Origin of the sequence: Pseudomonas sp. UW4, from assembly GCF_000316175.1 — a bacterium.
GTDB lineage: Bacteria > Pseudomonadota > Gammaproteobacteria > Pseudomonadales > Pseudomonadaceae > Aquipseudomonas > Aquipseudomonas laurylsulfatiphila.
Genome location: NC_019670.1, coordinates 1,104,032 through 1,117,092, shown reverse-complemented (window position 1 = coordinate 1,117,092; position 13,061 = coordinate 1,104,032). Strand labels below are relative to the sequence as shown.

The following is a 13,061-nucleotide window of genomic DNA, read 5'->3' as shown; positions in this document are numbered from 1 at the left end:
CCTCGCCCCAAGCGTCAGTCCAAGAACTTTTGATCCACCGGCAGGCCGCCTTTTTTTCGGCCCACACAATAAGGATTTCCCGATGAGCATGCTCAAAGACCCGTCTTCGAAATACCGCGCGTTCCCGACCATCGATATTCCGGACCGCACCTGGCCATCGAAAACCATCACCGCCGCGCCGATCTGGTGCAGTTCCGACCTGCGCGACGGCAACCAGTCGCTGATCGAGCCGATGGACGCCGTCAAGAAGCTGCGCTTCTGGAAAACCCTGGTGCAGGTCGGCGTGAAGGAAATCGAAGCGTCGTTCCCGGCCGCTTCGCAAACCGACTTCGACTTCGTCCGCACCCTGATCGAAGGCAACCACATCCCGGACGACACCACCATCCAGGTGCTGACCCAGGGCCGTGAAGACCTGATCGAGCGCACCTTCGAATCCCTGCGCGGCGCGAAGAAAGCCATCGTTCACCTGTACAACGCGACCTCCCCTTCCTTCCGCCGCATTGTCTTCAACCAGGACAAGGACGGGGTCAAGGCCATCGCCGTGAACGCCGCCAAGCTGTTCGTCAAATACGCAGCCATGCAGCCGGACACCGAGTGGACCTTCGAATACTCGCCGGAGACCTTCAGCGCCACCGAGCTGGAGTTCGCCAAGGAAGTCTGCGACGCGGTAATCGAGGTCTGGAACCCGACGCCTGAGCACAAGATGATCCTCAACCTGCCGGCCACCGTCGAATGCGCGACCCCGAACATCTATGCCGACCAGATCGAATGGTTCGGCCGTCACATCAACCGTCGTGACAGCGTGATCATCAGTCTGCACACCCACAACGACCGTGGCACCGGCGTTGCCGCCACCGAACTGGGCCTGATGGCCGGCGCCGACCGTGTCGAAGGCTGCCTGTTCGGCAACGGCGAGCGTACCGGCAACGTCGACCTGATGACCGTGGCCCTGAACCTCTACACCCAGGGCGTGAACCCTGAACTGGACTTCTCCGACATCGACGGCGTGCGCAAAGTCGTCGAAGAGTGCAACCAGATCCAGGTACACCCGCGTCACCCGTACGTCGGCGACCTGGTGCACACCGCGTTCTCCGGCTCGCACCAGGATGCGATCCGCAAGGGCTTCGCCCAGCAGAAATCCGATGCCTTGTGGGAAGTGCCGTACCTGCCGATCGACCCGGCTGACATCGGCCGCAGCTACGAGGCGGTCATCCGCGTCAACAGCCAGTCGGGCAAGGGTGGTATCGCCTACCTCCTGGAGCAGGAATACGGCATCAGCCTGCCACGTCGCATGCAGATCGAATTCAGCCAAGTCGTGCAGCGTGAAACCGACCGCCTGGGCCTTGAGATGACCGCCCAGCAAATCCACGCGCTGCTGCACAGCGAGTACTTGCAGGCCAACACCCCGTACGCGCTGGTCAGCCATCGCCTGCAGGAAGAAAACGGTCACAGCGCCGTCGAAGTGGAAGTGGCCAGCAAAGGCCAGGGCGAGACCAACCTGCACTGGCGCGGCAAGGGCAACGGTGCCCTGGAAGCGCTGGTGGCCGGTCTGCCGATCCCGGTGGAAATCATGGACTACAACGAGCACGCCATTGGCGCGGGCACCAATGCCAAGGCTGCGGCCTACATTGAACTGCGCGTGAACGGCGAACGTGCGGTGCACGGCGTCGGCATCGATGAAAACATCACCACCGCCAGCTTCAAGGCCCTGTTCAGCGCGCTGAACCGTTCGCTGAGCCAGCCGGAAGCGAAAGCGGCGTAATCGGCCTTCGCTGAAATGCAAAAGGCCCCGGGGTTTGCACCTCGGGGCCTTTTTTTGCCTGCTTGTTTTTTGTTGTCTGAACCGGCCTCTTCGCGGGCAAGCCCGCTCCCACAGTTGAGTGTTGCGAACACAAGTTTTGTGTACACCCACATACCCTGTGGGAGCGGGCTTGCCCGCGAAGAGGCCCTGTCAGGCAGCGAAAATCTCAGGTGAACTCGAAGGTATCGGCATCCAGATTCGCCGGAAACCGTGTGCGATAAGCTTGAAGGTCTGCGGCATTCAGAACGACCTGAAACACCCCATCCGCCTCTCCTGCGCTAAGCAACGTCTCGCCCTGGAAATCCAGCACCTGGCTGTCCCCGGTATAGGCGAAGCCTTTGCCATCGGTGCCAACGCGATTGACTGCCGCCACATAGCAGAGGTTCTCGATCGCCCGCGCCGGTAGCAGACGGTTCCAATGCTGGCGTCGCGCACCTGGCCAATTGGCGGTGTACAGCAACAGATCCGTGTCCTGAGCGTCACGACTCCACACCGGGAAGCGCAAGTCGTAGCAAATCAGCGGCCGCACGCGCCAGCCCTTTAACTCGAACTGCACCTGACGCTCGCCCGGGGTGTAGTGGTTGTGCTCACCGGCCATTCGGAACAGGTGACGCTTGTCGTAATGCAACACCTCGCCATCCGGGCGTGCCCACAACAGGCGATTGCGGTGACTGCCGTCGGCGGCCTGGATGATCACGCTGCCGGTAATCACGGCATCAAGTCTTGCCGCCTGAACCCGCAGCCACTTGCTGGTGGGGCCGTTTTCCGATTCCGCGAGGGTCTCGGACTCCATGGAAAAACCGGTGGTGAACATCTCCGGAAGAATGATCAGGTCAGCGCCGCGAGCCTGCTCCAGCAATGACTCAAAATGCTCCAGGTTGGCCTGACGGTCGTGCCAGGCCAGGGATGTCTGGATCAGCGCCACGGTCAGGTTCGGCAATTCACTCAGATCGCGCATAGTTTTTCCGCCGCTTCACACAGGGTCTCCTCACGCTTGGCAAAGCACAACCGCACCAGGCGCTGCCCTTCAGGCGGTGTCTGGTAGAACACCGAGATCGGGATACTTGCCACACCATGCTCGCGAGTCATCCACAGGGCCATCTCGACATCATTGAGGTCCGGGCGGATCTGCGAGTAATCGACCAACTGGAAATAGGTTCCGGCAACCCGGGTGAAACTGAAACGCGAAGGCGCCAGCAGATCGCAGAACAGATCACGCTTGGCCTGATAGAAGTCCGGCAGCTCTTCGACGTGCTCCGGGTGTTCGGCCATGAAGTCGGCCAAGGCATATTGCAGCGGCGTCACACCACAGAAATTGACGTACTGGTGCACCTTGCGCAATTCCGCCGTCAGGGCCGGCGGCGCGACCACGTAGCCGGTTTTCCAGCCGGTGACGTGGTAGGTCTTGCCGAACGAGCTGACCACGAAAGCACGCTGATACAGCTCTTCATGGGCCAGCACGCTGACATGGGGCACACCGTCATACACCAGGTGTTCGTAGACTTCGTCGCTGATCACATAGATGTCGCGATCGCGGATCAAGGCGGCCAACTGATCGAGTTCGGCACGACTGATCAATGCGCCACTGGGGTTGTGCGGGGAGTTGAGAATGATCATCCGCGTGCGCGGGCTCAGTGCCTGGGCAAGCTTCTCGAAGTCGATACTGAAATCGTTCAAGCCCAGTTGTACATGCACGCAACGACCGCCGGCCAGCTCTACCGAGGGCTCGTAGCTGTCGTATGCCGGGTCAAACACGATGACTTCGTCGCCGCTGTGGATAACCGCCTGAATGGCACAGAAAATCGCCTCGGTCGCGCCTGGGGTGACCGTCACTTCAGTATCCGCATCCACCTGCGTGCCATAGCTGCGGGCGATTTTCACCGCAATCTGCTGACGCAACACCGGCAGTCCGGTCATCGGCGAATACTGGTTATGGCCACTGGCGATATGCCGGCCAACCGCATCGCACAGGGCCTGCGGGGCCGCGAAATCGGGAAAGCCCTGGGACAGATTGAGCGCGCCGGTCTGTGCCGCGAGCTGAGACATCTGCGTGAAGATGGTGATGCCGACATTCGGCAGCTTGCTGGTGATCATCGGGGGTTCCCTGCTCTACACCCGGCTCTACGGCGGCGCGGGGGAGTCCGAGGATAGCCCAAACGGCGCCCATAAAAAAAGGGCGCTCTGGTGAGCGCCCTTTCTCTGACCGCCCCCTGTAGGAGCTGCCGCAGGCTGCGATCTTTTGATCTTGTCTTTAAAGCAAAATCAAAAGATCGCAGCCTGCGGCAGCTCCTACAAAAGCGGTCGATCTGGCCTTCAGGAATCAGCGCTTATCGCGGCGCTTCTTGTCGGCTTTCTTGTGGTGTGACATCAAACGACGCTTCTTGTTGACCTGACGGTCGGTGAGCGTGTTCTTGTTGCCTTCGTACGGGTTCTCGCCACCCTTGAACTCGATGCGGATCGGCGTACCGACCAGCTTCAGGACACGGCGGTAAGTGTTTTCCAGGTAGCGCACGTAGGACTTCGGCACCTTCTCGATCTGGTTGCCGTGGATCACGATGATTGGCGGGTTTGCACCACCGAGGTGGGCATAACGCAGCTTGATCCGGCGGCTGTTGACCATCGGCGGCTGGTGCTCGCTGACCGCGTCTTCGAGGATCTGGGTCAGGCGGCTGGTCGGCCAACGGGTAACCGCAGACTTGAACGAGTTCTGTACCGACGCGTAGAGGTTGCCCACGCCGGTGCCGTGCAGGGCCGAGATAAAGTGGATATCGGCGTAGTCAACGAAGAACAGCCGACGTTGCAGCTCGACCTTCACGAAGTCGCGCTCGCTCGGCGTCATGCCATCCCATTTGTTGATCGCGATGACCAGCGCACGACCCGATTCAATGGCGAAGCCCAACAGGTTGAGGTCGTGATCGACCACACCTTCGCGGGCGTCCATCACGAAGATCACCACGTTGGCGTCTTTGATCGCTTGCAGGGTTTTGACCACGGAAAACTTTTCGACTTCTTCGTGGATCTTGCCGCGCTTGCGCACACCGGCCGTGTCGATCAGCGTGTACTTCTCGTCGTTACGTTCGAACGGGATGTAGATACTGTCGCGGGTGGTGCCAGGCTGGTCGTAGACGATGACCCGGTCTTCACCGAGCATGCGGTTGACCAGGGTCGACTTGCCGACGTTCGGACGGCCGATGATCGCGATCTTGATCCCGTCTTTTTCGCTTGGGCCAGGAATGCGCTTGGCTTCCTCGCCTTCAGCGACGACCTCTTCCTCTTCGCCTTCCTGCGGCTCGTCTTCGTCACGCGGGAATTCACTCAGTGCCGCTTCCAGCAACTGGGTGATACCACGGCCGTGGGCACCGGCGATCGGGATCGCATGGCCCATGCCCAACGGGGCAAATTCGGCGCGGGCCATTTCCGGGTCGATGTTGTCGACCTTGTTGGCGACCACGTGGGAACGCTTGTTACGTTTGCGCAAATGCTCGGCGATCATCTGGTCGGCGGCGGTAAAACCGGCCTTGGCATCTACCAGGAACAGAACGACATCGGCTTCTTCGATGGCCAGCAGTGACTGCTCGGCCATCTTTTCGTCCATACCGTGCTCGTCACCGGAGATACCGCCGGTGTCGATCAGAATGTAGGAACGCCCTTGCCACTTGGCCTCACCGTACTGGCGATCACGGGTCAGACCGGACAAGTCGCCGACGATGGCGTCACGAGTCCTGGTCAGGCGGTTGAACAAGGTGGACTTGCCGACGTTCGGTCGGCCCACCAGGGCGATTACGGGAACCATGCGGCTCTCCACTTCGTTATTTCAGAAAATACAAAAGCCGCTGCGAGGCAGCGGCTGGTGCTCGGGGCAACACTGCGCGCTTGTCTGTGGGAGCGAGCCTGCTCGCGATAAACGCAAAGGCACCGCGTTCATTCAGGACGCAAACGCTATCGTTGACGTCCATCGCGAGCAGGCTCGCTCCCACATTCATACCCACAAGTGAAGCAGCCTGGGGGGTTAACCCCAAGCATAGTCAAACCTTTACTTGATGGTCAGGGCTTCCAGTTTGCCGCTGTTGCCATACACATAAATCGTGTCACCCACCACCAGCGGACGGGCACGCAGGCCGTCGCTGTCGATGCGCTCACGGCCGACGAATCGACCGTCCACCTGACTCAGCAGGTGCAGGTAACCTTCCAGGTCACCGACTGCAACGTAGCTGGAGAACACTTCCGGGGCCGACAGTTGACGACGGGCCAGCGAATCGTTGCTCCACAAGGCTGTGGTGGAACGCTCGTCGACGCCTTCAACGGTACCCGAAGACAGGCTTACATAAACGGTGCCAAAGCCCTGGGCGACACCGGCGTAGCTGGAAGCATCACGCTGCCAGAGCTGACGGCCGCTTTGCAGATCCAGGGCCGCAACGCGCCCCTGATAGCTGGCGACATACAGCGTCTCGCCCGACAGCAGCAAGCCACCGTCGATATCGACCACGCGCTCCAGCTCCGAACGACCTTGCGGGATCGCTACGCGCTGTTCCCACACCGGTACGCCGTTGGAGATGTCCACGGCAACCACTTTGCCGGTCGACAGGCCAGCCACCGCGAGGCGGTTGGTCACGATCGGCGCACTGGTGCCCCGCAGGGTCAGAACCGCAGGCGTGCTGTCATAGATCCAGCGACGATCACCGGTGGAGGCATCCAGGCCGATCAGGCGATCGTCCTGGGTCTGAACCACCACAACGTCACCGTTGTTGGCTGGCGGTGCCAGCACTTCGCTGGACACGCGAGCGCGCCACTTTTCTTCACCGTTGATCGCGTCCAGGGCAACGATTTCACCCTTGATCGTACCGATCGTGACCAGACCGTAAGCAACGCCGACAGCGCCGGAAACAGGCAGTTCGAGATCTTTCTTCCATTTGACGTCGCCCGTGTGGCGATCCATCGCCATCAACACGCCAGTGACATCGGCGGCATAGATGGTATCGCCATCGATGGCCGGAACCAGCATGTTGTAGGTTTCGCCCTGACCGTCACCGATCGAACGACTCCACTGTTTTTGCAGAACCACTTCTTCCTTGAAGTCGACCAGTTCGGCCGGAGGCAGTTCTTTTTTGCTGTTGCTGCTGCAACCCGCGGCCAAAATGGCCAGGGCCAGCAATGCTGCATGTTTCCAACGAATCACGTCACGCATCCCCTTTGGCCAGGTCGTCCAGCTTGATTTGCAGGCCACCGACCGCCGCTTCATCCGACAGTGCCGCCTTGGCTTTTTGATACGCCGTGCTCGCCTCGTCGGTACGACCCAACTGCACCAGCAGGTCGCCCTTGAGTTCTTCGCGGGTGGCCAGGAATGCCTTGTCGGCATCGCCTTCGAGCAGCTTCAGGGCTTCGTCGGCCTTGTTCTGCGCGCCGAGTACCTGGGCCAGACGCTGACGGGCGATTTCGCCCAGCGCCGGGTTGGCCGGCTTGGCGACAATGGCCTTGAGCTCGGTGACCGCGTCGTCCAGCTTGCCGCTGTCGACCGCGACCTTGGCCACGAACAGGCTGCCGTACTGCGCGTAGGCGCTGCCGCCGTACTCGCTGTTAAGCTTGCCGGCCAGGTCCGAAACACGGGCCGCATCAGGCTTGCCGTCAGGCGTCAGCGTGGTTTCGAGCAATTGCTGATAGAGAATCGACGCGCCTTGCGACTGATTGCTCTGATACTTTTGGAACGCCTGCCAGCCGAACACGATGACCAGCGCCAACAGGCCGCCAGTGACCAGGGGCTTACCGTTGCGTGACCACCATTCCTTCAGTTCCATCAAATGTTCGTCTTCGGTACTCGACACCCCAATACTCCTTAATCGCTAATTCGGCTGTTTAGACAGCTTCAACCCTGCACGACGCAGGTGGCCAGGTGCGCTGCAAGCGCATCCCAGGCAATGCTTTGTTGTTCGCCCTGGCCACGCAGGGGTTTGAAACCTACCACTTGCTGGGCCATTTCGTCGTCACCGAGGATCAGCGCGTACAACGCACCGCTCTTGTCGGCCTTCTTGAACTGGCTTTTGAAACTGCCGGCGCCGGCATTCACTTGCAGGCGCAGGTTGGGCAACTGGTCACGGACACGCTCCGCCAGGGTCAGCCCGGCAAGTTCGGCGGCTTCACCGAAGGCGCAGAGGTAGACATCAACCTGACGGGAGATCTCCTCCGGAATCTGCTCCAGGGTTTCCAGCAACAGCACCAGGCGTTCGATGCCCATGGCAAAGCCAACGCCGGCGGTCGGCTTGCCGCCCATCTGCTCTACCAGGCCGTCGTAACGACCGCCAGCACACACGGTGCCTTGGGCGCCGAGCTTGTCGGTGACCCATTCGAAAACGGTCTTGCTGTAGTAATCCAGCCCGCGAACCAGCTTCGGGTTGATCACGTAGGGAATGCCGGCAGCGTCCAGGCGAGCCTTGAGGCCCTCGAAGTGCACGCGGGATTCTTCGTCGAGGTAGTCGGCCATCTTCGGCGCATCGACCAATACCGCCTGGGTGTCGGCGTTCTTGGTATCCAGAACCCGCAGCGGGTTGGTTTTCAGGCGACGCTGACTGTCTTCGTCGAGCTTGTCCATGTGCGCCGAGAGGTATTCGACCAGCGCTTCGCGATAACGGCCGCGGGATTCGCTGGTACCCAGGCTGTTGAGCTCAAGTTTTACCGCATCGCGGATGCCCAGCTCGCCCCACAGGCGCCAGGTCAACACGATCAGTTCGGCGTCGATGTCCGGACCGTCGAGGTTGAACACTTCGACACCAATCTGGTGGAACTGGCGATAGCGACCTTTCTGCGGACGCTCGTGGCGGAACATCGGACCGATGTACCAGAGTTTCTGAACCTGGCCGCCGCCGGTGATGCCATGTTCCAGCACCGCGCGCACGCAAGCCGCCGTGCCTTCAGGGCGCAGGGTCAGGGAGTCGCCGTTGCGGTCGTCGAAGGTGTACATCTCTTTTTCGACGATGTCGGTCACTTCACCGATGGAGCGTTTGAACAGCTCGGTGAACTCGACGATCGGCATGCGGATCTGCTTGTAACCGTAGTTATCCAGCAGGCGCGAAACGGTGCCTTCGAAATGACGCCACAGGGGGGTCTGTTCGGGCAGGATGTCGTTCATGCCACGAATGGCTTGCAATGACTTGCTCACTTTAAATCCTTAAATTCGTCCGGCTCTTCAGTCAGGTTCAGCCGCGCGCAATTACGGCAGCGTCAGCTTCGACCTTTTCGGCCGCTTTCTGACGGATCAAGCGTTCAAGCTCATCCACCAGATTGTCATTCGTCAGTTTCTGCGACGGCTTGCCGTCGATGTAAATCAGGTTCGGCGTGCCGCCGGTCAAGCCGATATGGGCTTCCTTGGCTTCGCCCGGGCCGTTGACCACGCAACCGATGACCGCGACATCCAGCGGCACCAGCAAATCCTCGAGGCGCCCTTCCAGCTCGTTCATGGTCTTGACCACATCGAAGTTCTGCCGCGAGCAGCTCGGGCAGGCGATAAAGTTGATGCCACGGGAACGCAGGTGCAGGGATTTGAGAATGTCGTAGCCGACTTTCACTTCCTCGACCGGGTCGGCCGCCAACGAGATGCGGATAGTATCGCCAATCCCTTCGGCGAGCAGCATACCGAGGCCCACGGCAGATTTCACCGTGCCTGAACGCAAACCACCGGCTTCGGTGATGCCCAGGTGCAGTGGCTGGACGATTTCCTTGGCCAGCAGGCGGTACGCTTCGACGGCCATGAACACGTCGGAGGCTTTCACGCTGACCTTGAAGTCCTGGAAGTTCAGACGTTCAAGGTGCTCGACGTGACGCAAGGCAGACTCGACAAGCGCAGCAGGCGTGGGCTCGCCGTATTTCTTCTGCAGGTCTTTTTCCAGAGAACCGGCGTTCACGCCGATACGGATCGGGATCCCGCGGTCACGGGCGGCATCGACCACAGCGCGCACGCGGTCTTCGCGACCGATGTTGCCCGGGTTGATCCGCAGGCAATCGACACCCAGTTCGGCGACGCGCAACGCGATGCGGTAGTCGAAGTGGATGTCGGCGACCAGGGGGACTTTGACCAGCTGCTTGATCTTGCCGAAGGCCTCGGCGGCGTCCATGTCCGGTACGGAAACCCGCACGATATCGACGCCGGCCGCTTCCAGGCGATTGATTTGCGCGACCGTGGCCGCGACGTCGTTGGTGTCGCTGTTGGTCATGCTCTGCACAGCGATAGGCGCATCGCCGCCAACAGGCACGTTACCGACCCAGATCTTGCGGGATTCGCGACGTTTGATTGGAGATTCGCCGTGCATGACTTATTGACCCAACTTCAGGCGAGCAGTCTCGCCACTGGTGAACGGAGCGACATCGACTGGCTGGCCGTTGTAGCTGACCTGAGCGCCACGGGCAAAACCCAGGCGTACGGAAAACGGTGGTTTGCCATTGACTGCCAGGCTGTCGCCTTTGCGTTTGAGACCGCTGAACAGCACCTTGCCGCTACCGTCGGTCACTTGTGTCCAGCAATCAGAGGTGAACTGCACCTGAACCTGGCCTTGACCGGCCACCGGTGCGGCTGCGGCAGGAGCAGGAGCGACTACCGGCGCAGTCACCGCAGGAACCGGGACGGCAGCCGCTACCGGAGCCGGAGCTGCCGGGGTCACCGGCGCTGCGACAACGGGCGCGGGGGTATGAGCGGGTGCGGCTGGTGTGGTCGGCGCTGCCGGGGCAACTGGCGCAGTCACTTGAGCCTGTTCCGGTGCTTCAGCCGGAGCCTCGGCCTGCGGCAACGCGAGAGCGGTTCCGCCTTCGGTCTGACCTTCCACGACGGCCTGGTCTTCCGGCTCGTCCAGCGGATGAATCTGTGTCGTACCGTCGGCGCCTTCGACTTCTACGTGTTCCGGAGCCAGACCGATCAGGTCCTTGGTGCGCATCGAGGTCTGATCCTGCCACCAGACGAAACCGCCACCGATCACCGCTACCAGCAACAGCAGGCTGACGATTCGCAAAATGGTGTGGGAAACCCGGACCGGCTCTTCAATACGACCCAGGCTGTGAACATTGCTGCCTTGGGAGTCGGTACCGGTGGATTGATCGAATTGCTGGACCAGAACGGCCTGGTCCATGCCGAGCAACTTGGCATAAGCACGAATGTAACCACGGGCAAAGGTATGCCCGGGCAGCTTGTCGAAAGCGCCGGCTTCCAGATTGCTCAAGGAAGTGGTGGTGAGGTTGAGCTTGAGGGCCACTTCGGCCAGCGACCAGCCATTGCTTTCGCGGGCCTGGCGCAAAGTCTCACCGGGGTTAACGCGATTCGCTGCTACAACTTCGGGATGCGCCGCTTTCATCATTGCTCCGACAGGTATTGCTGATATTCCGGCGTACCGGGATAGAGTCTTTTTAGTTGCAGGCCTTTACTTGCAGCCTTGTCGCGATCTTCGAACACGTTTGCCAGCCGAACGCCGAGCAATAGACTACGTGCATTTTGCTCAGAGAGCTGGCTGAAACGGTCGTAATAATCTCGCGCGGGCACATAATGCCTGTCTTCGTAAGACAACTCAGCCATTTCCAGCAATGCACGAGGTTGTTGCCGGTTCAGGCGCAGGGCTTTTTCCAGTTGCTGCTGGGCCAGATCACGCTGACCGAGCATCGCAGCGGTCATGCCCAGGTTCTCGAACACCCGCGAACGCTCAGGATACAGCGTATCGGCAGCGGCTTGTTCAAAGCGCTCGTAGGCTTCCTTGTAACGTTTCTGCTCGAAAAGAAAACTGCCGTAATTATTGAGGATTCGTGCGTCGCCCGGACGGGAAGACAGCGCCTTGCGAAAATGCTCGTCGGCCAGCTCCGGCTCCATCTCGGCCTGGAACACCAGCCCCAGCGCCGCGTTGGCATCCGGGTCGGAGCCATCGAGTTCCAGGGCTTTTCTGAGCGGAACCTTGGCGCGCTCGGTCATGCCTTGTTGCAAATACCCGATACCGAGTTGCACATACGCCTCACGCGCTTCATCACGGCCCTTGCTGGTCTTCATCGGGTTGTAATCACCCGAAAGCACGCAGCCAGCACACAGGCTGGCCAACAGCAAAAGCAGCGCAAAGCGCAGGGACATAGAGATCCTCTCTTAATTGTTGTTCGCAGTGCTCGAAGCAACATCGCTGTCGGCGTTCAATTCACGCACGGCGATATAACGTTCGCTGCGACGGGTGCGATCCAGCACCTGCCCTACCAATTGACCACAGGCGGCGTCGATGTCTTCACCACGGGTGGTGCGGACGGTGACGTTGAAACCGGCATGATGAAGCTGATCCTGGAAACGACGAATGGCGTTGTTGCTCGGACGCTCGTACCCGGAATGCGGGAACGGGTTGAACGGGATCAGGTTGATCTTGCACGGGATGTTCTTGAGCAGCTCGATCATTTCCACGGCGTGCTCAAGCTTGTCGTTGACGTCCTTGAGCAAGGTGTACTCGATGGTCAGCACACGCTTTTCGCCCAGGGACGACATGTAGCGCTGGCACGACTCGAGCAGCATCTTAAGCGGATACTTCTTGTTGATCGGCACCAATTGGTTACGCAATGCGTCATTCGGTGCGTGCAGGGACAACGCCAGGGAGACGTCGATGTGCTTGGAGAGCTCATCGATCATCGGTACCACGCCGGAGGTCGACAGGGTCACGCGGCGCTTGGAAATGCCGTAGCCCAGGTCGTCCATCATCAAGTGCATGGCCGCGACGACGTTGTCGAAGTTCAGCAGCGGCTCACCCATGCCCATCATCACCACGTTGGTGATGGCACGGTCGACGGTTGCCGGGACGCTGCCAAAGGATTTGTTGGCAATCCACACCTGGCCGATGACTTCGGCGGCGGTGAGGTTGCTGTTGAAGCCTTGCTTGCCGGTGGAGCAGAAACTGCAATCCAGGGCACAGCCTGCCTGGGACGAAACGCACAAAGTGCCGCGTTTGCCCTGGGGAATGTAAACGGTCTCGACGCAGCTGCCGGACGCCACGCGCACCACCCACTTGCGGGTGCCGTCGCTGGAGATGTCCTCGCTGACCACTTCCGGACCACGGACCTCAGCAACAGCCTTGAGCTTTTCGCGCAAGGCCTTGCTGACGTTCGTCATGGCATCGAAATCATCGACACCAAAGTGGTGAATCCATTTCATTACCTGACCGGCACGGAAACGCTTCTCCCCGATTGAGTCGAAGAATTTTTCCATTTCCTGTTGAGTCAGACCCAGCAGGTTAGTTTTTACAGTCGATGTAGTCATGGATTCACCTTC

At 60.2% G+C, this 13,061-nt stretch carries 11 protein-coding genes; 1 reads left to right on the top strand and 10 read right to left on the bottom strand.

The features are described 5' to 3' along the window. Window positions 1-82: 82 nt before the first annotated feature. Entirely contained in the window at window positions 83-1,762 is a 1,680-nt protein-coding gene (gene leuA, locus PPUTUW4_RS04855; protein WP_015093634.1) for a 2-isopropylmalate synthase, read from the top strand. A gap of 205 nt (window positions 1,763-1,967) precedes the next feature. Here the strand turns inward: leuA and PPUTUW4_RS04850 are convergent, their stop codons facing one another. From PPUTUW4_RS04850 to rlmN, 10 genes are all read right to left on the bottom strand, one after another. After that, window positions 1,968-2,759 (bottom strand): amidohydrolase, encoded by a 792-nt coding sequence (locus PPUTUW4_RS04850; RefSeq protein WP_015093633.1) that lies wholly within the window; start codon window positions 2,757-2,759, stop codon window positions 1,968-1,970. Next, window positions 2,747-3,895: a pyridoxal phosphate-dependent aminotransferase gene (locus tag PPUTUW4_RS04845; protein ID WP_015093632.1), complete on the bottom strand. Its 1,149-nt coding sequence runs from the start codon at window positions 3,893-3,895 to the stop codon at window positions 2,747-2,749. Before PPUTUW4_RS04845 ends, PPUTUW4_RS04850 begins: the two co-directional genes overlap by 13 nt. Window positions 3,896-4,121: 226 nt before the next feature. Then, the gene (der, locus tag PPUTUW4_RS04840) at window positions 4,122-5,594 is read right to left on the bottom strand and encodes a ribosome biogenesis GTPase Der (RefSeq protein ID WP_007973987.1); all 1,473 of its coding nucleotides are present in this window, start codon (window positions 5,592-5,594) and stop codon (window positions 4,122-4,124) included. A 240-nt stretch (window positions 5,595-5,834) separates the two neighbouring features. Then, entirely contained in the window at window positions 5,835-6,986 is a 1,152-nt protein-coding gene (gene bamB, locus PPUTUW4_RS04835; RefSeq protein ID WP_015093631.1) for an outer membrane protein assembly factor BamB, read from the bottom strand. Further along, window positions 6,979-7,620 (bottom strand): tetratricopeptide repeat protein, encoded by a 642-nt coding sequence (locus PPUTUW4_RS04830; protein WP_015093630.1) that lies wholly within the window; start codon window positions 7,618-7,620, stop codon window positions 6,979-6,981. The genes bamB and PPUTUW4_RS04830 overlap by 8 nt, the downstream gene beginning before the upstream one ends. A 41-nt stretch (window positions 7,621-7,661) precedes the next feature. Then, window positions 7,662-8,951 carry a histidine--tRNA ligase gene (gene hisS / locus PPUTUW4_RS04825; protein ID WP_007973994.1) on the bottom strand — a complete coding sequence of 430 codons (1,290 nt, stop codon included), beginning with the start codon at window positions 8,949-8,951 and terminating at the stop codon, window positions 7,662-7,664. 37 nt (window positions 8,952-8,988) lie between these two features. Further along, window positions 8,989-10,098, bottom strand: a complete 1,110-nt coding sequence (ispG, locus tag PPUTUW4_RS04820; protein ID WP_003185136.1) for a flavodoxin-dependent (E)-4-hydroxy-3-methylbut-2-enyl-diphosphate synthase — start codon at window positions 10,096-10,098, stop codon at window positions 8,989-8,991. 3 nt (window positions 10,099-10,101) lie between these two features. Then, a complete protein-coding gene (locus PPUTUW4_RS04815) occupies window positions 10,102-11,130 on the bottom strand; it encodes a RodZ family helix-turn-helix domain-containing protein (RefSeq protein WP_015093629.1) in 1,029 nt (342 codons plus the stop codon). After that, window positions 11,130-11,888 (bottom strand): type IV pilus biogenesis/stability protein PilW, encoded by a 759-nt coding sequence (pilW, locus tag PPUTUW4_RS04810; RefSeq protein WP_015093628.1) that lies wholly within the window; start codon window positions 11,886-11,888, stop codon window positions 11,130-11,132. The genes PPUTUW4_RS04815 and pilW overlap by 1 nt, the downstream gene beginning before the upstream one ends. Before the next feature lie 12 nt (window positions 11,889-11,900). Further along, complete coding sequence (rlmN, locus tag PPUTUW4_RS04805) at window positions 11,901-13,049, bottom strand: 23S rRNA (adenine(2503)-C(2))-methyltransferase RlmN (protein WP_015093627.1); 1,149 nt, start codon at window positions 13,047-13,049, stop codon at window positions 11,901-11,903. Window positions 13,050-13,061 lie beyond the last annotated feature (12 nt).